Origin of the sequence: Noviherbaspirillum humi (genome assembly GCF_900188095.1) — a bacterium.
In the GTDB taxonomy this organism is placed as follows: domain Bacteria; phylum Pseudomonadota; class Gammaproteobacteria; order Burkholderiales; family Burkholderiaceae_D; genus Noviherbaspirillum; species Noviherbaspirillum humi.
On sequence record NZ_FZOT01000006.1, the window covers coordinates 197,027 to 218,008 of the forward strand.

The window sequence follows — 20,982 nt, forward strand, 5'->3', positions numbered from 1 at the left end:
CTATGCTTTCTTGCAGGAACTTACCCTGTCGCACCCAGTCAGACCCGAACCCATCATTTACCGGCGCCGGCATGAACCGCGTGGCGCTCGACTGACAACGAGGCAACATGATCCAAAGCGCAATCCACACGCTACCCGTCGAATGGCAAGCCTGGATACAGGAAAACCTGGCGCGCGGCTGCACGCCGGACAGCATGGCCATGGTCATGGTCCGGGATGGCAAGTTCGATCCGGCGCTGGCCGAGGCGGCCATCCGCGAGGCCGGCGGCGTGCAACGCGTCACCAAGCCCCGCCCCGACATCGACACCAGCAGCAATACCATCCAGACGCCGGACCGCATGGTGCATGTGCTGCTGTCGCTGGCCGCGCCGCGCATCGTCCTGCTCGGCAACGTGCTGAGCGACGAGGAGTGCGACCAGCTCTGCGATTATGTTTCCGGCAAGCTGAGCCGTTCCACCGTGGTGACCGACGATGGCGCGCAAGTGCAGGCCCATGCCGGGCGCACCAGCCGCGGCGCCATGCTGATGCGCGGCGAGACCGACCTTATCGCGCGCGTCGACGCCCGTCTCGCGGCATTGGCGAAGTGGCCGGTGGAAAACGGCGAGGGCTTGCAGGTGCAGTGGTACGACATCGGCAACGAATACCGCGCGCACTTCGACTGGTTCGATCCCACGCAGGCGGGACCGCGCAAGCATATGGAGCACGGCGGCCAGCGCGTCGGCACCTTCGTGCTCTATCTGAACGATGTGCCGCAGGGCGGCGGCACCGGCTTTCCTGGCCTCGGCCTGGAAGTCCAGCCGCGTAAGGGCAACGCGGTCTTCTTCGCCAATACCGACATGTTCGGCACGCCGGACCGCAACACGCTGCACTCCGGCATGCCGGTGGTGAGCGGCGTGAAGGTGATTGCCAACAAGTGGCTGCGCGAACGGCCTTATTGATCCGGCCCGGAGCCGGTTGAGCTCGCCGGCGAGACCGATTCCCTGAAGAAAGGCGATGCATTCCGTATGCATCGCCTTTTTTATTGACTCTTTCTTACTCCTGTTCCACATCATGGCCGGGTTGCCAAGCGTGGCTAAGATGGTGACGCCGGAGGCAAGACCGCTCCCGCTTGTGCCGCAATGCCGTGCACCGGCATTTCGGGTCGGCAAGGTCGTTCCCCGCGCGGGAGGCGGCCTGCCTGCGTGCCGAATCCTTCTCATGAAATGAACCTTCGTGCTTGCCATGCTGACAAATGAACAAGCGGACGATCTCTGAAAGCGGCACATCCGCCCACGGCGGATGCCGTGCCGCCCGCGAGGACATCCCATGCCACTCAGATCGATAGGTCTTTCGCTCCGGTTCGTGCTGCCGCTGGCCCTGGTGCTGGCGCTGTTCGCCTATGCGATCGTGCCGGTGATCGACGGCCTCACCATGCGCTGGTTCGTGCGCGAACTGGACACGCGCTCGCAGCTGCTGTCGAACGCTCTGCAGGATCCGCTGATCGACTACGTGCCGCAGAACGCCGACCGCAAGATCAACCAGCTGTTCGACCGGGCCATCAAGGATGACCGGCTGTACGCGCTTGCCTTCTGCGACAACGCCGGCAAGCTGCTCTACCGCACCGTCACCTTTCCGGAAGCGCTGGGCTGCCGCAGCCCGGAAGCGCCGAATGGCATCCGCCACACCGTCGTCAATCTCGCCAACGCCAATCTGCACGTGACCGAAAGCCCGGTCAACACGGATGCCGGGCCGCTGGGCAAGCTCATCCTGGTGCAGGACATGAGCTTCATCGAGCGCCGCAGCGCCGATACCCGCAAGTACGTCATCGTGCTGTTCGCGGCGCTGGCCATCATCATTTCCCTCATCGCAGCCCTGGTGGCCCATCTCAGCTGGCGCGGCTGGATGTCATCCGTCAAGAACCTGCTGCGCGGTGCCCTGGTGCCCGCCGGCCATGCGAACATGGTCCCGGCGAACAGGCGCCGGGAGGAGCCGCCGCCGGAGATGAAGCCGCTGGAGGGCGACCTGCGCAACCTCCTGTACGAAATCAACCGGGAGCGGCGCAGCCAGGACGATACCGCCTATCTCTGGACGCCGGAAAAGCTGCGGGCGCTGCTGCATGAGGAGCTGGCCGGCGATGAGGTGCTGGTGATTTCGAATCGCGAACCCTACAGCCATGTGCACGGCAGGCAGGGCATCGATGTCAAGCGCCCGGCGAGCGGGCTGGTGACGGCGGTGGAGCCGGTGATGCGGGCCTGCTCCGGCACCTGGATCGCCCATGGCAGCGGCGATGCCGATCGGGAGACGGTGGACCGCGACGACCGCGTTCCGGTCCCGCCGGCCAACCCGAGCTATACCCTGCGCCGGGTCTGGATGACGCAGGAAGAAGAGCAGGGGTACTACTACGGCTTCGCCAACGAAGGCCTGTGGCCGCTGTGCCATATCGCCCACGTGCGGCCGGTGTTCCGCTCTTCCGACTGGGATGCCTACGTCGCCATCAACCAGCGCTTCGCCGATGCCGTCGTCAAGGAAGCCCGCACCGACGACCCGGTGGTGCTGGTGCAGGACTATCATTTCGCGCTGCTGCCGCGCATGGTGCGCGACGCGCTGCCAAAGGCGACCATCATCACCTTCTGGCACATTCCCTGGCCCAACCCCGAATCCTTCGGCATCTGCCCGTGGCGCGAGGAATTGCTGGAAGGCCTGCTCGGCAGCACCATCCTCGGCTTCCACACGCAGTTCCACTGCAAGAATTTCCTCGAGACGGTGGACCGCTATCTCGAGTCGCGCATCGAGCATGAGGTATCTACCATCTCCTATGGCGGCCAGCTGACCAAGGTGGAGGACTATCCGATTTCAATCGCCTGGCCCGACAATGCCAGCCTGCCGCCGGTGGCTGAATGCCGTGCCTCGGTGCGCGCCGAACTCGGCCTGCCGCCCAACCAGCTGATCGGCATCGGCGTCGACCGCCTCGACTACACCAAGGGCATCATCGAGCGCTTCCAGGCGGTGGAAAAAATGCTGGAACTGCATCCCGACGTGATCGGCCGCTTCACCATGGTCCAGATCGCTGCGCCGACCCGTTCAACGCTGGATGAATACCAGAACTTCGAGACACGGGTGAAGGCGCTGGTGGAGCGCATCAACAAGCGCTTCGGCAAGCCAGGCTACCAGCCCATCCTGCTCAAGGCGGAGCACCATGGCAGCGACGAGGTGAATCGCTATTACCGCGCTGCCGACGTCTGCCTCGTGACCAGCCTGCACGACGGCATGAACCTGGTGGCGAAGGAATTCATCGCCGCCCGGGACGACGACCGCGGCGTGCTCATCCTGAGCCAGTTCACCGGCGCCGCGCGCGAGCTGCACGAGGCGCTGATCGTCAACCCCTACCACATCGAGCAGGCGGCGGAAGCCGTCCACCGCGCCGTCACCATGCCGGAGATCGAGCAATGCGAACGCATGCGCAGCATGCGGGACCGGGTGAAGGACCGCAACATCTACCGCTGGGCCGGCCACATGCTGCTGGATGCGGCGCGGCTGCGCCAGCGCGAACGGACCATGTCGAAGATTCGTTCACATAGCCGCAAGTCGCTGCGCAGGGTGGTGTGACATGACCGATTTCTTCACCGAGGCCGGCCTCGCGCGGCTGGCGCATAGCGTGCCACGGCGCCTGCTGTGCGCTTTCGATTTCGACGGCACGCTCGCGCCCATCGTCAGCGAACCGGATGCGGCGGCCTTGCCGCCGGCGGTGCAGGCATTGCTGCAGCGCCTGCTCGAACTGGCGCCGGTGGCGGTGATCACCGGCCGCTCGCTGCAGGATATCGATGCCAGGCTCGGCTTCGATCCGGATTTCGTCATCGGCAACCACGGCATCGAAGGCACGCCCAACTGGCAGGAAAGCGCCGCCATGTTCCGGCGCGCCGCGCAGAACTGGCGCGAGCAGCTGTCCACGCTGCTCGAACAAGGGCCGCTGCCAGGCTGCCGCCTGGAAGACAAGGCGTACTCGCTCTCGGTGCATTACCGCGAGGCGCCGGATGCCGTGGCCGCCGAGCGGACCCTGCGCGCGCTGTTCGCTCGGCTGGACCCGCCGCCGCGGGTGGTGGCCGGCAAGTTCGTCTTCAACCTGGTGCATGACGACGCCCCGCACAAGGGCGACGCGCTGGAAAGGCTGATCGAATTGACCGGCGCCGAAGCCGCGCTGTATGTGGGCGATGACGTCACCGACGAGGATGTGTTCCGGCTGCAGCGGCCAGACATCCTTTCCATTCGCGTCGAGCCGCATGCGGACACTGCCGCCCATGCCTGGATCGCCAGCCAGCGCGACATCGCACGCCTGCTGGCGCAGGTGATCTCGCTGCTGGAGCGGCAGGGCGCGCGAAACTGGCTGCGCCATGCCGGCAAACACCCCGAATAGCGATGGCAGCCATCCGGCATACCCGGGATAATCGAAGTCATCAAGACTGAATACGGAGTCGTCATGCAATCCGAATATCTGGGCGCGCTCGACATTGGCGGCACCAAGATCGTCGCCAGCATCGCCGGCCGCGACGGGCCGCTGGCGCGGGTGACGGCGCCCACGCCCAAGAGCGGGCCGCGGCGGGCGCTGGGGGATCAGTGCCTCGCGCTGCTGGAGCAGGCTTGCAGGCAATGCGGCATTCAGCCGGGCGATCTCGCCCGAGTCGGCGTCGCTTCCTGCGGTCCGTTCCTGCATGTGGACGGCGACATCGAGCTGGTGGCGCCCAATATCTGCGGCGGGCAGGGCGGCGCGGCCGATCTCCCGAACGATTGGACCAGCGTGCCGCTGCAGTCGGTGCTGCGCGAGCGGCATGCCGACGCGGTCATCGAGAACGATTGCGTTTCTGCCCTGATTGCGGAGAGGGCGCTGGGCGCGGTGCAGGATGAGCCCAACTGCGTCTATGTCACCTGGAGCACCGGCGTCGGCTTCGGCCTGTGCGTGGACGGGCGCGTCCTGCACGGCAAAAACGGCAATGCCGGCCATGCCGGTCATCTGCTGATGAGCGAATCCTCCGACGCGCTATGCGGCTGCGGCAACCGCGGCGACCTGGAAGGCCTGATCTCCGGCCGCAACATCGCCGCCATCGGTGGCCGTCCGGCGCCGGAACTCTTCGATGCGGCCCGCCGCGGCGAGGAACCGGCGCGTTCGATCGCCGCCGGCGCCGCGCGCTGGTTCGGCCGGGCGCTGTACAACCTCACCGCCGCGCTCGATGTTTCCGTTTTCGTTGCCGGCGGCAGCGTCTGGGCCAATCATGGCGACTGGCTCGGCCCGCTGGCGCAGCGGGAAATCGCCTCCCGCTTTCCGGCGCTCACCGAAGGCGTCACCATCGTTCCGGCGGGTCTGGAGAAATGGGTGGCCGACATCGGCGCCTTCTGCCTGGTGATGCCGGACGACTGGATCGCCCACTGGCGTGAAACCCAGCCCTGGCTCAAAGCGTGACCGGGATCCCGCAATTACGAACGACCGTTCTAAAAAGTTCTGCGCCGGCGGGGAATCTGCCTTAGTATTGAGGTCATCCGCTCCATAGAAAGCGGCATGCCCTCAACCAGACACCAAGCACGCCATGCAAGACCAATCGCCCCGCCTGGACGACCTGCTCGACCGGGATTTCCTGCCGCTGCCCGAACTCATCCGCTTCCACGCCACCATTGATGGCCGACACACCGCCTTGATCCAGGACGAAAAGCGCCTGGACTACGCCGCGCTCGACGCCCTGATGGACCGGATCGCCGCCTCCCTGCAGCGCGACGGCCTGGGTTCGGGCGACGCCATCGCCATCTGCGGCCTGAATTCGATTCCCTATGCCGCCGTCTTCCTCGGCGCGCTGCGCGCCGGCGTGGCGGTGGCGCCGCTGGCGCCATCCTCCTCGCCCGAGAGCCTGGCCGGCATGCTGAAAGATGCATCGGCGCGCCTCCTGTTCGCCGATGCCGCGACCCGCTCAGCCCTGGCAGCTGCAGGCGTCGAACCGGGCATCCCGGTAGTGGCCATCGACGGCAGCGGCAACCTGCCGTTCGAGCGCTGGCTGGCGGCGGAAGGGGCCAAGCCGGCGCCTGTCGACATCTCGCCCGACCAGGCCTTCAACATCATCTATTCTTCCGGCACCACCGGCGCGCCCAAGGGCATCGTGCAGCCGTTCTCGATGCGCTGGACCCATGTGCAGCGCGGCCGCATCAACGGCTACGGCGCCGACGCGGTGACCCTGATCTCGACGCCGCTGTACTCCAACACCACGCTGGTCAGCTTCTTTCCCACCATCGGCCTCGGCGGCACGTTGGTGCTGATGGCGAAGTTCGATGCCGGCGCCTATCTGCAGCTGGCGCAGCGCCACCGCGTCACCCACACCATGCTGGTGCCGGTGCAGTACCAGCGCATCATGGACCGGCCCGATTTCGCCGACCACGACCTGTCCGCCTTCCGCATGAAGTTCTGCACCAGCGCGCCGTTTTCCGCCGCACTGAAAGCGGATATCCTGCGGCGCTGGCCGGGCGGCCTGATCGAGTACTACGGCATGACGGAAGGCGGCGGCACCTGCGTGCTGGCAGCGCACGAGCATCCGCACAAGCTGCATACCGTCGGCCTGCCGGCGCCCGGCCACGACATCCGTCTGATCGACGATGCCGGCCGCGAAGTCGGGCCGGGCGAGGCAGGGGAGGTGGTCGGCCATTCGCCGGCCATGATGAAGGGCTACCACAACCAGCCGGAGAAGAGCGCCGAGGCCGAATGGCACGATCCGAGCGGCAAGCGCTTCATCCGCACCGGCGACGTCGGCCGCTTCGACGCCGACGGCTTCCTGATCCTGCTGGACCGCAAGAAGGACATGATCATTTCCGGCGGCTTCAACATTTACCCGAGCGACCTGGAGGCGGTGCTGCGCCAGCATCCGGCGGTGCATGAAGCGGCGGTGGTCGGCGTGCCATCCGTGCGCTGGGGTGAAACGCCGGTCGCCTTCGTCGTGGCGAGGGAAGACGCAACGGACGGCGCCGACGCCATCCGCGACTGGGCCAATGCCCGCCTCGGCAAGACCCAGCGCCTGGCCGACCTGGTGCTGACCGACAGCCTGCCGCGCAGCCCGATCGGGAAGGTGCTGAAGCGGGAACTGCGGGATGCTTACGTCCCGCGCGGCCCAATCTGAACCCGAACTTTTTATCCATTCGAACAAGCGCGACCATGAGCGACGACTCCCTCTACAACACCGAAGAGATCCTGAAGCTGCTGCGGCTGGAGCAGACCGGCGAGGACCGCTACCGCGGCCTGAGCCACTTCATGGGCAGCCCGAACGTGTTCGGCGGCCAGGTGCTTGGCCAATCCCTGTATGCCGCCTCGGTCACGGTGGACGGCCGGCGGCCGCATTCCCTGCATTCGCTGTTCATCCTGCCAGGCAACCTGAAGCTGCCGATCGATTTCGAAGTGGAACGCGTGCGCGACGGCGGCAGCTTCAGCACCCGGCGCGTGGTAGCCTTGCAGGAGGGACGGCGCATCTTCGTCATGTCCGCCTCCTTCCAGACGCCGGAAGAAGGCCTGTCGCACCAGGACCCGGCGCCGGCATGCGCGGATCCGGAGACGCTCGAATCCAGCCTGCCGCGCTGGAAGCAGAGCGCCGGCTCGGTCCGCCCCTACCAGCCGGTGCCGGTGGACTTCCGCTTCAATCATGACGGCGACATCCTCGCGGCGCCGGGCGGCGAGCCGCGCAAGCAGGTCTGGACCCGCACGCCGATTGCCCTGGGCGACGACCCGGTGGTGCACGAAACGCTGTTCGCCTACGTCTCCGACTACGGCCTGCTGTCGACCTCACTGCAGCCGCACGGCGTAAAGCTCGGCGACAAGCGCCTGCAGATCGCCAGCCTCGATCACACCATCTGGTTCCACCGGCCGTTCCGCATGGACGAGTGGCTGCTGTTCTCGATGGAAAGCCCGAATGCATCAGGCGGGCGCGGCCTGTGCTTCGGCCATGTCTACAACCGGGAAGGCCTGATGGTGGCCTCCATGGCCCAGGAGGGCCTGATCCGGATCAGGCAATAAGGCTGGCCAAGTCGCGTCAGCGCCGTTGCCCGCAGGGGCACTCCCGCCCTGGCCGTTCGGATCGATCGACCGGCCAGGAGCCGGCATTTACCTTTCACCGCGTCGTTGACCGGTATCTTGATCTCCCTGGCTGCACCGCCACGGGCTGCGGCAGCCTGCGCTGCGCAGACGCCAACGCGGCGACCCCGGTATCGCTCCCAAACCGGCACTGCCCCTCGGGATCTGGCAATTCGCAAGTCGCGGCGCCCGGCCGCCAAAAATGCATCTTGTTAAGAAACCAACCAGCGCCGGAGGCGTCGAAAGGAAAACCTGCTTTCTTCCACGGCAACCCATGCAGCAATCGTCAATACCAGCCAACCGCAAAGAAATCCTGCAGCCCGGCCGCAATTGCTGGCGCATCGCCCGCGCCGAACGGTTCAGCATGCTGGTGGATGCCGAGGCCTACTTCAAGGCGGTGCGGGAAGCGATACGCAATGCCCGCCGCAGCATCTTCATCCTGAGCTGGGATATCGACAGCCGCACCTGGCTGGTGCCTGGCGGGGCCAACGACGGCTTTCCGGAACCCCTCGGCGAATTCCTGCATGAAGTCGTGGCTTCCCGGCCCGGGCTACACGCCTACGTGCTGAACTGGGATTTCGCCATGCTGTATGCGCTGGAGCGCGAATGGCTGCCGGCCTACAAACTGGGCTGGACTACCCACCAGCGCCTGAACTTCCACATGGATGGCCGCCATCCGGTCGGCGCCTCGCATCATCAGAAAGTGGTGGTGATCGACGATTGCCTCGCCTTCGTCGGCGGCCTCGACCTCACCCGTTGCCGCTGGGACACGCCGGACCATGCCTGCGGCGATCCGCTTCGCTGCGACCCCGAAGGCAAGCCGCACGATCCCTTCCATGACGTGCAGGCGATGGTGGACGGAGAATGCGCGCAGGCGCTCGGCGAACTGGCGCGGGAGCGCTGGCGCCGCGCCACCGGCCACCAGGCGCTGCGCCACGACCCCTTGCCGTCCGATATCTGGCCGGCAGGCGTGGAAGCCGACATCGCTGGCATCGACGTCGGCATCTCCCGCACCGAACCCGCCTATGACGGCGATCCTGGCGTGTATGAAATCAGGCAATTGCACCTCGACGCCATCGCCTGCGCCCGCGAGCGGCTGTTCTTCGAGAACCAGTACTTCACCTCGGACCTGATCTGCAACGCGCTCTCAGCCCGCCTGGCGGACGAGGACGCCCCCGAGATCATGATCATCTCCCCCGCAAGCCAGAGCGGCTGGCTGGAGCAATCGACCATGGGCGTGCTGCGCGCCCGGGTGCACAGGCGCCTGCAGCATGCGGACCGCCATGGCCGCTACCGCCTGTACTCGCCGCACATCGCCGCGCTGCAGGACAAATGCCTGAACGTGCACAGCAAGGTGCTGGCCGCGGATGAGCGCCTGTTTTCCATCGGCTCGGCCAATCTCAGCAACCGCTCCATGGCCTTCGATACCGAATGCAACCTGGTGATCGAGGCCGGCGATAACGAAGAAGGCCGCCGCATCGCTGGCGCCATCGCCGCCATGCGCAACCGCCTGCTGGCGGAGCACCTCGACTGCGCGCCGGAGCAGATAGATAGATCGCTGGCGGTGGATGGCAGCCTGCACCGCACCGTCGACCGGCTGTACAAATCCGAGCGGACGCTGCGAAGGCTGGACCCTGAAACCACGCCGGAGCTGGATGCCCTGATTCCCGACCGCGCGGTATTCGATCCCGAACGGCCGATCGATCCGGATGAACTGGTGGCGCAGCTGGTTCCCAAGGATGCGCGCAAGCCGGTGCCGCGCCGCCTGGTCGGCATCGGCGCGCTGGCGATCGCGCTGGCGCTGCTGGCCATCGCCTGGCGCGCCACGCCGCTGCGCGAGTACGTCAACCTCGCCTCGATGGTGAATGTGGCGCAGCACCTGGACGACCTGCCGTTCACGCCGCTGGCCATCATGGGCTGCTATGTGCTGGCCGGGATGGCGATGGTGCCGGTGATGCTGCTGATCGCGGTAACCGGCATCGTCTTCGGTCCGCTGGCAGGCGCCGGCTATGCCATCGGCGGCACCATGCTCAGCGCGGTAGCCGCCTACGGCATCGGCGCCTGGCTCGGGCGCGAGACGGTGCGCAATCTGCTCGGGCCGCGCATCAACCGCCTCAGCCGGCGCATCGCCAAGCGCGGCATCCTGGCGATGATGGTGATCCGCATGCTGCCGGTGGCGCCGTTCACCGTCGTCAATGTCGTCGCCGGCGCGAGCCACATCCGCTTCCGCGACTACCTGGTCGGCACGCTGCTCGGCATGACGCCGGGCATTCTGCTCACCGTCACCTTCGTGCACCACCTGGCCGAAGCGATACGCAATCCCACGCCCGGCACGGTGATGGTGCTGGTGCTGGTCGCGGCATTGCTGATCGGCTCCGCGCTGGGGCTGCAACGCCTGCTCGACCGCAAGGAGAATCCATCGACACGATGAATTTCACCGCCGATCCTTCCGCCGGCCTGACGCTGGAGCCGGCCGACCTGAATCCCTGGCCGCTCACCATCTGCACCTACAACATCCATGGCGCGGTCGGCACCGACGGCCGTTTCGCGCCGCGCCGCATTGCCGACGTACTGCTCGAAATACGCGCCGACATCGTGGCCTTGCAGGAAGTGCCGCTCGGCGGCGGCGGCATGGCCAATGTGCTCGACCTGCTGGCCGAAGCCACCGGCTTTCACGCAGTGGAAGGGCCGACCCGGGCCAAGGATGGCCGCCGCTACGGCAACGCGGTGCTGAGCCGCTATCCGATCATGGCCACCCGCACCGTCGACCTCAGCTTCGGCAGCCATGAGCCGCGCGGCGCGCTGGATGCCGACGTCGATTGCCATGGCCATCCGCTGCGCGTGATCGCCACCCACCTCGGCCTGCGCTTCGCCGAGCGGCGCGACCAGATCAGGCGCCTGCTGCAGGTGTTCGATACCGACCGCATGCCGGTGATCCTGCTGGGCGACGTCAATGAATGGTTCGTCTGGGGGCGCTCGCTGAAATGGCTGGTGTCCCATTTTGAAGCGGTGCCGGCGCCGCGCACCTTTCCCTCACGCTGGCCGATCTTCGCACTGGACCGGATCTGGATCAGCCCGCGCCGGCGCCTGGTGCATGTCGAAGCGCATTCGACGCCGCTGTCCCGCGTGGCTTCCGACCACCTGCCACTGATCGCCCACATCGATGGCTGAGGCGGGCTCCGAAGCGGCAGGAGAGGGCTTGCGCTATAGTGGTGCCGCACTTGCAAGAGAGACCATGCGAACAACAACCAAATCTTCACTGCTCGCCGCGCTGGCGCTGCTTTGCGCCTCAGCCTTCGGCGCGGGTGGCGCGACGGCCGACGGCAGCAATCCCTTCGCCGCCAAGGTGGCGCCCTGCATGTCCTGCCATGGCAAGGAGGGCAGGGCGGCGGCCGACGGCTACTATCCGCGCATCGCCGGCAAGCCGGCCGGCTATCTCTACAACCAGCTGATCAATTTCCGCGAAGGCCGGCGCCAGCAGTATCCGCTCATGACCTACATGGTGCAGCATCTGTCGGACGACTACCTGAAAGCGATGGCCCAGCATTTCGCCGACCAGCATGTGCCTTATCCGCCGCCGCAGCCCTCCGATGTTACGGCCGCCGTGCTGGAACGCGGCCGGCAGCTGGTGGTGGCGGGAGACCCGTCGCGCAAGATTCCCGCCTGCGCCGCCTGCCATGGCGAAGCGCTCACCGGCGTCAATCCCGGCATCCCGGGCCTGCTCGGCCTGCCGCGCGATTACATCAACGGCCAGTTCGGCGCCTGGCGCGAAAATGCCCGCAAGGCCGCCATGCCCGACTGCATGGGCGAGATCGCTCGCCACCTGAGCGTGGAAGACATCAGCGCCGCCTCCGCGTGGCTGTCGTCCCGCCCGGTGCCCGCCGACGCTTCGCCGGCGGCGCCCACCAAGGTGAAGCTGCCGCTGGCTTGCGGCAGCTATCCGCAAAATCCATGAGGCGGCGATGAAGCGCATTCTGATTCTGTTGGCCGCCATCCTGGTGATCGGCGTTGGCGTGCTGTTCTACCTCGGGCATCGGGAAGACGACACCGGTTCGACCGCTTCCTCGGCCCCGATACAGGGCGACGCCTTCGCCCGCGGCGCCTATCTGGTCCGCGCCGGCAATTGCATGGGCTGCCATACCGCGCGCGGCGGGGGCAGCTATGCCGGCGGCCGGGCGGTCCAGACGCCGTTCGGCGCGGTGTACTCGACCAACCTGACGCCCGATGCCCAGACCGGCCTCGGCAACTGGACGCCCGACGACTTCTGGCGCGCCCTGCACAACGGCAAATCCAGGGACGGCCGGCTGCTGTATCCCGCCTTTCCCTATCCGAACTACACCCGCGTCAGCCGCGAGGATGCGGATGCGATGTTCGCCTTCCTGCGCTCGATTGAGCCGGTGAAGCAGGAGAACCGCCAGCCCGACCTGCGCTTTCCCTACAATCAGCGGCCGCTGCTGGCGGTTTGGCGGGCGCTGTATTTCCAGCCCGGCGTCTACCAGCCGGACACCGCGCAGAATGCGGAATGGAACCGCGGCGCCTACCTGGTCCAGGGGCTGGGCCATTGCAATGCCTGTCATTCGCCGCGCAGCGCGCTCGGCGGCACGCGCCAGAAAACCGACCTCGCCGGCGCGCTGCTGCCGGCCCAGGACTGGTATGCGCCGTCGCTGCTGTCGCCTGCGGAGGCGGGCATGGCGGACTGGCCGGTGCAGGAGATCGCGTCGCTGCTGCACAGCGGCATCGCGCCGCGCGCCGTCACCTCGGGACCGATGGCGGACGTGGTACGCGGCAGCCTGCAATACCTGGATGACAAGGACATCCGGGCGATGAGCGTCTATCTGAAGGCGCTGCCGCAGGCAGCATCGGCGCCGTCTCGCAAGGCCGATACCGGCGGACCGGAAAACGCGGCCATCCTCGCCAATGGCGCCGCGTTGTATGAAAAGCATTGCGCCGAATGCCATGGCGCCAATGGCGCCGGCAAGCCGCCCGGCATCCCGGCGCTGGCCGGCAACCGTTCGGTGGTGCAGGAACCGGCGGTCAACGCCATCCGCGCCGTGCTGCATGGCGGCTACCCGCCCAGCACCAAGGACAACCCCCAGCCCTTCGGCATGCCGCCGTTCGGCAACTTCCTCAGCGACATCGAAGTGGCGGCGGCGGTGTCCTACATCCGCACGTCGTGGGGCAATAGCGGCGATCTGGTTTCGGCGCCGGAGGTGGCGAGGCATCGGGCGGTGAATCTGGACTAATGCTTGAATATACGGTCTCCTGCGTTGCGCTATACAACGTGATCTAGGTCATATGTGCGCGCCGCTGGGTGCTGATTATCCTGCCAGTGATTGCTAAATCCTGGACAGGAGCCGCCTTGCTTCAACTCGTCATCCGTACTTCCATCGTGCTCGCCGCCGCTGGCCTAGCCCAGTTCGATACCTCCGGTAAAGGCTTATTCATGGTCATGTGGGCCGGCACGATCGGATATGTTGTCGGGCATCGTGCTTACGAAAGCTTGAAGAGCATGTTTAAGTCAACGACGAACTCCCGGAGTCGTATCACCGGGGCGCTATCCAAGCCATCCATACGCCATCGCCTTATGGTGATACTTCTCCGGACCGCTTTACTCACCGGAGCGAATCTGTTCGTAAGGTTTCAGCTCGATAGCGTTTCATTCACATATGGGCAGGTCATAATCAGTTTTACCATCGTCATGCTGGTGTTGCTTGCTGCAGAAGATTGGAATTTTTTCAAGCAGGAAGCGGAAGCGAACCCTTCGCGGTAGATGATGAGAACCTTGATTGACTGATTTCCTGTAAATGCGCCCGCTGCGTCCTGAACAGGGTGACTTAAATCATGTTCATTCGCTGCACGATGGTGTTTATCCTGCCAGTGACATGCCCCGGTCTGGACAGGAGTCACCATGCTGCAGCTCATCATCCGTGTTTCCATCATGCTCGTCGTTGGCGGCCTTGCCCTGACCGATGGATCAGGCAATGGACTGTTCATGGGCATGTGGGCCAGCGCAATCTGTTATGTGATTGGGCTTCAGGCCTGCCGATGCTCCAGGAGTCTGTTCAGTGCATCCGCAACTTCCGAGTGGCGAACCGCCATGGAATCGACCAGGCTGCCCCTGTTCTGGCATTTGACGACAATAGCCACTCGGGCTGTTTTACTGACCATAACGGGCTTGGTTGTACGGTTTCAGACCGAAGGCGTTTCATTTACCCTGAGCGAGGTGCTGACCAGCCTGGCCATCGTCATGCTAGCCATTCTTGCCATGGAAAATCTGCCCCCGGCGAGGGATTACGCAACGGCAGATTCGGCCCATTAAGTTGCGGGAACCTAAGCGTGTTCGATATGTCGAAGCGGGAATTGTCTGTTGGAAATCCCTACCGATCCGCTTCAACTATCTCGCCATTTCATGTCATCCCGCGTCACCTCGGTCGGCCTGGTCACCGCGCCGCGCCTCTCGACCGGCTATTGCTATCCCGATCACATCGATAGCGACAGCATCGCCGCCTTGCCTTCCAAGCCGGGCATCTACATCTTCCGCGACGCGCTGGAGCGGCCTCTCTACATCGGCAAGAGCGTCAACATCCGCACCCGGGTGCTGTCGCACCTGCGCACGCCGGCGGAAGCCCGCATGCTGGAGCAGACGCGCCGCGTCGACTTCCAGCGCACGGCCGGCGACATCGGCGCGCTGCTGCTGGAGTCGCGGCTGATCAAGGAAATGCAGCCGCTCTACAACGTCAAGCTGCGCAATACCCGCGAGATGTGCGCGCTGCGCTTCGATCCGGACAGCGGCACGCCGGCGCCGCAGGTGGTGTACGAGCGCGACCATGACTTCGCCCGAACCCAGGGCCTCTATGGGCTGTTCGCCAGCAAGCGGGCGGCACAGGACAAGCTGCGAGAGATCGTCGAGAACCACCGCCTGTGCCATGCCCGCACCGGGCTGGAGAGCGCCATCCGCGGCCGCGCCTGCTTCGCCCGCCAGCTGCGCCATTGCCTGGGCGCCTGCACCGGCGATGAAGCCTCGGAAGCCCATGACGCCCGCCTGCTGGCCGCGCTGGAAGAGCTGCGGGTGGTGGTGTGGCCCTATCCCGGGCCCATGGGCATCGTGGAAGAGTGCGACGGCTGGCGCCAGACCCATATCGTCGACCACTGGTTCTATCTCGGCTCCATCGAACGGCGCAAGGGACGGCGGCCAGTGCGGCGGCCGGCGCGGCGGCGCTTCGACGTCGACACCTACAAGATCCTGGTCAAGCCGATGCTGCGCGGCGACCTGCTGCTGACGCCGATCGAGGTCTGAGCCTTCACGAAGAGCGCTCAGGCCTGCTTGCCCGGATGTCGATAGAAGTGGATCGTGCCGCGGCCGCTGTGCTTGGCCTGGTACATCGCATCGTCGGCATAGCGGATGAGGATCTTCTCATCCACCGCGTCGTCCGGGAAAAAAGCCACGCCGATGCTGGCCGAGATATGAAATTCATGTCCCGCAATCAGAAACGGCCGGTTCAGTTCCTGCAGCACCTTGTGCGCCACCACCGCCACGCCCTGATTGCTTTCCGCCCGCGGCAACAGCAGCACGAATTCATCGCCACCGAGCCGGGCCGCCGTATCCGATTCGCGCATGCTGTGCTGCAGGCGGCTGGCGACTTCCTTGAGCAGCAGGTCGCCGATCGCATGGCCGTAATTGTCGTTGACCGGCTTGAAGCGGTCGAGGTCGATGAACATCAGCGCAACGCGGCCGCGCTCGCGCCGCGCCGCGGCGATCGACTGCCCGAGCCGTTCCATCATCAGCTTGCGGTTGGGCAGGCCGGTCAGCACGTCGTACAGCGCCAGGCGCATTGCCTGCTCGCTGGCGCGCAGCGCGCGGGTGCGGTCGTCGAGCAGCAGCCAGGTCAGCAGCGCCAGCAGCAACGCGATGCTGATGCCGCCCCGCAGAATCAGCTCCGCCTTGCCGGTATCGGCGCTGGCGGCAAAGCCGGGCAGGGCGGCGTTGACGACGATCCAGGAATGGCCGGCGATCTCCAGTCGCTGGATGCTGGTGAGCGGATTGCTGAATACCGCCGCCCGCGATTCCTGGAGCGTGTCGAACATGCGCGACTGATCGGACATTTGATTGCCGTCGTAGACCTCCACGTCCAGCTCGACCGGGCGGTCGCCCTGCAGTTCGTTCATCAGGTCTGTCATGCGGAAGGCGGCATAAACCCAGCCGCTCAGGCTGTCCCGTCTTGCGTCGGCAGAGTCCGGCGAAGCGCCGTCGCGGTAGATGGGCATGTACATCAGAAAGCCGATCTGCATGTCCCTATCGGTTTCCTGGACCAGGGTGACCTTGCCCGACACCGCCGCCTTGCCAGTATCGCGGGCTTGTTCCATCGCCGCTCGCCGCACCGGATCGGTCAGCATGTCGAAGCCGAAGGCCCGCAGGTTCCGGCCTTCGAACGGCTCGATGTACTGGACCGGACCGTACCACTCGCGGCTGCCGGCGGGCCAGGCCTGATAATCCGGGAAGCCTTCGGCCCGCATGGCATCGACGAAACGCGCGATTTCCGACGCCGGCACCTGGGCGGAAAAGCCTAACGCCTGAATGCCGGGATAGTTCTCCTTCAGGCGCAGGGTGGATGCGTATCGGTGGAACTCCTGGCGCGTCACTTGCGAAGACGCCGCGAACAACCCGGCCACGCCGCGCAGCACCTGTTCATAGGTCAGCATGCGCTGTTCGATGCGCCGGTTGGATTCGCGAACCCGGAAATCGAAACGGGTTTGCAATTCCTGCCGCGCGCTGTCGCGCGCATCCTGCCAGAGCTGACGGGTGACCCCCAGGCACAGCAGCAGCACCAGGGCCGGGAGGATGACGCCATGCCGCGTCCAGTTCGACAGTCGCTCAGACCGGGGCGCCTCGCCATGACCTGTGCCGCCGGAGTCGGGATCGAGGGGGTTGGGCGGGTGGGTGGCCATCTGGCGGTTGAACGGCGGCAATGTCTGCTTGAAGAAAGGAAACGCAAAATCGCGCGGCGCGGATGCGGCTCATGGACTGCGTGCTGCCGGTCCGTTCATTTTTGCATTGGAATAAGAAAGCGAACTCAAGTTCGCGCTTTCCGCCGCGGCCTTGATGCAGCTGCCGTGCGCCGGCCTGCGTGCCTGCCCCTCGATGCAGCGCCGAACCCGTTGCGGACAGCTCGGCTAAAATAGGCAATCGATCAACAGGCAAGGCCGGACGGGCAGACGCTCCGGACGCACCTGCCTTCATCTCTTTCCCGGACCGGTCATGAATTCACGCTCACTGTTCTCTTCATCCTTTTCTGCAGCGAGGCTGGATGCGCTTACCCACAAACTCTCCGACGACATCAAGGCCGGCCGCATACCGGGCGCGGTCATGCTGCTGGAGCGGCACGGCGAAATCGCCTACGAGGTAGCGCTGGGCGCCCAGGATCCCGCGAGCGGCGCGCCGATGACCACCGACAGCATTTTCCGCATCTATTCGATGACCAAGCCCATCGTGTCGGTGGCGGCCATGATGCTGGTGGAAGAGGGCAGGCTGCTGCTGACCGACCCGATCTCGGACTACCTGCCGGAATTCGTCCGGCCCAGGGTGGGCGTGGAGTCGCGCGATGCCTCCGGTGCGCCGAAGCTGGATCTGGTCGAAGTGGAGCGCCCGATCACCGTGCATGACCTGCTGCGCCATACTTCCGGCCTGACCTACGGGCTGTTCGGCAGCTCGATGGTGAAGTCCGCCTACCAGAAGGCCGGCATCGGCGTCACCCGGATGCCGAGCGACGAATACATCCGCACGCTGGCCTCGCTGCCGCTGTTCTGCCAGCCGGGCACCATCTGGGAGTACAGCCACTCCACCGACGTGCTCGGCGTGCTGCTCGAGCGGATCACCGGCCAATCGCTCGAGGCGCTGCTGAAGGAAAGAATCCTGGACCCGCTCGGCATGCGCGACAGCGGCTTCTGGGTCGAGGAAGAGCAGCTGCACCGGCTGGCGCAGGCCTTCGACAAGGACCCGGTCACCGGCGCCGACGTGAAGCTGAACTATGTCGGCAAGCGGCCGGTGTTCTTTTCCGGCGGCGGCGGCATGGTCTCCACCGCCCGCGACTACCTGCAGTTCGCGCGCATGCTGCTCAACGGCGGCGAGCTGGACGGCGAGCGCCTCCTGTCGCGCTCCACCCTGAACTTCATGACCAGCGACCATCTCGGCGATTTGCCGCTGGCGCGGACCGGCCCGAGCTATCTGCCGGGACCGGGCTATGGCTTCGGACTCGGCTTCGCGGTGCGGACCTCGGCAGGCAATGCCGTCATTCCCGGATCCGTCGGCGACTACACCTGGAGCGGGCTGGCCGGCACCTACTTCTGGATCGACCCGCTGGAAGACATCGCCGCCATCTTCCTGATGCAGGCGCCGGAACAGCGCCAGCACTACCGCCAGCTGTTCCGCAACATGGTCTACGCCGCCCTGGAGTAGGACGGCCCGGCATGCCGGTGGCGTCGCGATCCACCGGCCATCCGCCATGCGGCAGGTGAAGAAACCGTACCGGCGGTGATTCACCGCGGAAGGCTCTTCCGCTCCACCATCTTCAACAGTGCATACAGCGACGCCAACCTCGGCGCCGGCACGCCTTCGCGCTGCGCAGCCCGCACCACATTGCCGATGATGGCTTCGGTTTCCATCGGCCGGCCGTTCTCGTAATCCAGCGCCATGCTGGTCTTGTAGGCCGGCCCCTTGCGGGTGGCGTCGATGAATTGCTCAGCCAGTTCCGGCGCCAGCGGATGGCCGGTCGCCGCCGCGATCGCTTCCACTTCCCGCATCGCTTCCAGCACGAAGGCGGAGCCTTCCGCCGTGGCCAGGATCTGCGCCGTATCCAGCGCGCCGCCCAGTACCGATATCGGATTGAACACCGTGTTCCACAGCGCCTTCTGCCAGCGCGCGGCGGCCACCTTGTCTGTCAGCGGACAGCGTATGCCGCCCGCTTCCAGCAGCGCAGCCAGCCGGCGCGCCCGCTCGGACACCCCGGAAGGATAATTGCCGAAATTGAGGTCGCCGAAGGCGAAATGGCGAATCCGCCCGGGCCCGGTACGGCTGACCTGGACGAAGGCGAGGGCGCTGATCACTTCGTTGTCCGGGAAGGCGGCGGCGATTTCGGCCTCGATCTCGACGCCGTTCTCGATCAGCACGATCACGGTATGCGGCCCTACGGCCGGGCGCATCAACGCCACCCGATCCAGGCCTTCCACCACCTTCAGCGTGACGATCAGGTAATCCGGCGCGCCGCCCTGATAGTCGCCAGCGCTGCGAAGCACCTGTGCCGGCCGGAAGCTGCGGTTCCCCAGCCGGTCGCTTGCCAGTTCATAGCCGCGCTCCCGGACCGCGTCGAATTCGCCTCGGCATACCACCGACACCTCCGCGCCCGCGCCATGCAGCAGCGCGCCATAGAAGCCGCCGATCGCGCCAGCGCCCACCACCAGCGCCCGGATCGGGGCCTGTTCCGCTTCCTTCATGTCTCCTCCTGGTCGTTTTCATCCGGCATGCGGCGCCGGCGTGCCGCCGATTATGCGCGAAACCGGCTTACCCGGCAGGACACGGCTTCTCCAAATTGCTACCCCTTCAAGACGTGTCCGCAACATTCCAAAAATAATTTCTTCTTCGACTTAAAAATCTGAAACCTTGCACCAGGGTTACGCGTTATGATTATTTCTCGTCATAAACATTTCCTATTGGTGCCATATGTTCAAAAAAGCGCTGCTTGCGGCCATGTTGAGCTGCTCGCTGACAGCATGGGCGGTACCATTCAGTTCGCAGCATGCGCTGGTTTTCGACGAGGAAACCGGGCAGGTGCTGCTTGAGAAAGATGCCCACGCTGTCGTTCCCATCGCTTCCCTGACCAAACTGATGACCGCCATGGTCGTGCTTGATGCCAAGCAGGACATGGACGAGCTCATTGCGATCGACGAAAGCGATGTCGACACCCTGAAAAACAGCTCTTCCCGCGTACCGGTCGGCGCCGTGCTGCCGCGCCACACGGTACTGCAGTTGGCGCTGATGTCTTCCGACAACCGCGCCGCCGCGGCGCTCGGCCGCACCTACCCGGGCGGCCATATCGCCTTTCTCGACGCAGTCCGGAGCAAGCTGCAGGCGCTCGGCATGACTGACACCTCGATCCAGGAGCCCACCGGCCTGTCGCCGCACAACCGATCCACCGCAGCAGACCTGCTGAAGATGGCCACCGCTGCTTCCTACTATCCCGAGATCTCGCGCCTCACCACCGAAACGGCGGAACTGGTCGATATCAACGGCAAGCCGGTCCAGTACCGCAATACCAACGGGCTGGTCGGGAAGAAGGGATGGGACATCCTGCTCTCCAAGACCGGATTCACCCGCGAGGCCGGACGCTGCCTGATCATGCGCATGCAGGCGGCGGGGCGCCATGTCATCCTGGTGCTGCTCAACGCCAAGGAAACCGCCTACCGGGTGCTGGATGCCGAGAACGTTCAGCGCTACCTGTCGGGCCAACCGCCGCTCGAGGCCAGGGCCTTGTTCGCCCATCACGGCGTGAAGCAGGTCGCGGCACGCAAGCATGGCAAGTCGAAGTCGGGCGTCGTGCTGGTAAAAGCCAAGGCTGCGGTAAAGGCCTCGCGCAAGGGCCGCACCGTCTAACCTTCCGATTCCGCCAATCAACTCCCAGTTCAACATCCCGCGTTGCCCTTTATCAAAGGACAACGCGGGATTTTCAATTACTTTACCCACTAGATCGACTACAATTGCGAAGCATGGTTTGCACGTCTCACAGGTCCTGAATACCGTCGGTTGTCATATCCATATCCGATGGGTTTGAGGGATGCACAGGGGTGAAAGACGACGGTGAACAGGCCACCGGCATGCAGCAGCGCGGTTCAGGCTTGAAATACGAGGGATTTGCGTCGGATGC

General features: G+C 65.3%; 17 protein-coding genes. 14 read left to right on the plus strand and 3 right to left on the minus strand.

Annotated features, from left to right (window positions below):
- The first annotated feature begins 107 nt into the window (after nt 1-107).
- The 10 genes from CHB88_RS11950 to CHB88_RS11995 all read left to right on the plus strand — a co-directional run bounded on the left by CHB88_RS11950 (nt 108) and on the right by CHB88_RS11995 (nt 13,311).
- On the plus strand, nt 108-938 hold the full coding sequence (locus tag CHB88_RS11950; RefSeq protein WP_089399554.1) for a 2OG-Fe(II) oxygenase: 831 nt from the start codon (nt 108-110) through the stop codon (nt 936-938).
- A gap of 367 nt (nt 939-1,305) precedes the next feature.
- Nucleotides 1,306-3,585: an alpha,alpha-trehalose-phosphate synthase (UDP-forming) gene (locus tag CHB88_RS11955; RefSeq protein WP_089399555.1), complete on the plus strand. Its 2,280-nt coding sequence runs from the start codon at nt 1,306-1,308 to the stop codon at nt 3,583-3,585.
- Nucleotide 3,586: 1 nt separating this feature from the next.
- Complete coding sequence (gene otsB, locus CHB88_RS11960) at nt 3,587-4,390, plus strand: trehalose-phosphatase (RefSeq protein WP_176442427.1); 804 nt, start codon at nt 3,587-3,589, stop codon at nt 4,388-4,390.
- 63 nt (nt 4,391-4,453) lie between these two features.
- Nucleotides 4,454-5,431, plus strand: a complete 978-nt coding sequence (locus tag CHB88_RS11965) for an ROK family protein (protein ID WP_089399556.1) — start codon at nt 4,454-4,456, stop codon at nt 5,429-5,431.
- 124 nt (nt 5,432-5,555) lie between these two features.
- Nucleotides 5,556-7,124, plus strand: a complete 1,569-nt coding sequence (locus tag CHB88_RS11970) for a class I adenylate-forming enzyme family protein (protein ID WP_089399557.1) — start codon at nt 5,556-5,558, stop codon at nt 7,122-7,124.
- 35 nt (nt 7,125-7,159) lie between these two features.
- On the plus strand, nt 7,160-8,011 hold the full coding sequence (locus tag CHB88_RS11975; RefSeq protein WP_089399558.1) for an acyl-CoA thioesterase: 852 nt from the start codon (nt 7,160-7,162) through the stop codon (nt 8,009-8,011).
- A gap of 331 nt (nt 8,012-8,342) precedes the next feature.
- Nucleotides 8,343-10,499: a VTT domain-containing protein gene (locus CHB88_RS11980; RefSeq protein ID WP_089399559.1), complete on the plus strand. Its 2,157-nt coding sequence runs from the start codon at nt 8,343-8,345 to the stop codon at nt 10,497-10,499.
- Nucleotides 10,496-11,239 (plus strand): endonuclease/exonuclease/phosphatase family protein, encoded by a 744-nt coding sequence (locus tag CHB88_RS11985; RefSeq protein ID WP_089399560.1) that lies wholly within the window; start codon nt 10,496-10,498, stop codon nt 11,237-11,239. Before CHB88_RS11980 ends, CHB88_RS11985 begins: the two co-directional genes overlap by 4 nt.
- Nucleotides 11,240-11,303: 64 nt before the next feature.
- Nucleotides 11,304-12,023 carry a c-type cytochrome gene (locus CHB88_RS11990; RefSeq protein WP_143131227.1) on the plus strand — a complete coding sequence of 240 codons (720 nt, stop codon included), beginning with the start codon at nt 11,304-11,306 and terminating at the stop codon, nt 12,021-12,023.
- Nucleotides 12,024-12,030: 7 nt separating this feature from the next.
- On the plus strand, nt 12,031-13,311 hold the full coding sequence (locus tag CHB88_RS11995; RefSeq protein WP_089399561.1) for a cytochrome c: 1,281 nt from the start codon (nt 12,031-12,033) through the stop codon (nt 13,309-13,311).
- Nucleotides 13,312-13,708: 397 nt separating this feature from the next.
- Here CHB88_RS11995 and CHB88_RS24435 read toward each other — a convergent pair whose 3' ends face one another.
- Nucleotides 13,709-13,978 carry a hypothetical protein gene (locus CHB88_RS24435; RefSeq protein ID WP_143131228.1) on the minus strand — a complete coding sequence of 90 codons (270 nt, stop codon included), beginning with the start codon at nt 13,976-13,978 and terminating at the stop codon, nt 13,709-13,711.
- On the opposite strand from CHB88_RS24435, the gene CHB88_RS12005 reads away from it, so the two are divergent.
- Together CHB88_RS12005 and CHB88_RS12010 are read left to right on the plus strand one after the other, a co-directional pair.
- Nucleotides 13,977-14,387, plus strand: coding sequence for a hypothetical protein (locus CHB88_RS12005; RefSeq protein WP_089399563.1), 411 nt, complete (start codon nt 13,977-13,979; stop codon nt 14,385-14,387). The two genes, CHB88_RS24435 and CHB88_RS12005, sit on opposite strands and share 2 nt — an antisense overlap.
- Before the next feature lie 90 nt (nt 14,388-14,477).
- On the plus strand, nt 14,478-15,365 hold the full coding sequence (locus CHB88_RS12010; RefSeq protein WP_089399564.1) for an endonuclease: 888 nt from the start codon (nt 14,478-14,480) through the stop codon (nt 15,363-15,365).
- A 17-nt stretch (nt 15,366-15,382) separates the two neighbouring features.
- On the opposite strand, the gene CHB88_RS12015 is transcribed toward CHB88_RS12010, so the two are convergent.
- Nucleotides 15,383-17,035, minus strand: a complete 1,653-nt coding sequence (locus tag CHB88_RS12015; protein ID WP_245844929.1) for a CHASE domain-containing protein — start codon at nt 17,033-17,035, stop codon at nt 15,383-15,385.
- A 289-nt stretch (nt 17,036-17,324) separates the two neighbouring features.
- Between CHB88_RS12015 and CHB88_RS12020 the strand changes: the two genes are divergently transcribed.
- A complete protein-coding gene (locus CHB88_RS12020; protein WP_089399565.1) occupies nt 17,325-18,521 on the plus strand; it encodes a serine hydrolase domain-containing protein in 1,197 nt (398 codons plus the stop codon).
- An 80-nt stretch (nt 18,522-18,601) separates the two neighbouring features.
- On the opposite strand, the gene CHB88_RS12025 is transcribed toward CHB88_RS12020, so the two are convergent.
- Complete coding sequence (locus tag CHB88_RS12025) at nt 18,602-19,555, minus strand: ketopantoate reductase family protein (protein ID WP_176442428.1); 954 nt, start codon at nt 19,553-19,555, stop codon at nt 18,602-18,604.
- Nucleotides 19,556-19,781: 226 nt separating this feature from the next.
- On the opposite strand from CHB88_RS12025, the gene CHB88_RS12030 reads away from it, so the two are divergent.
- Nucleotides 19,782-20,711 (plus strand): serine hydrolase, encoded by a 930-nt coding sequence (locus tag CHB88_RS12030; RefSeq protein WP_089399566.1) that lies wholly within the window; start codon nt 19,782-19,784, stop codon nt 20,709-20,711.
- The last annotated feature ends 271 nt before the right edge of the window (nt 20,712-20,982 follow it).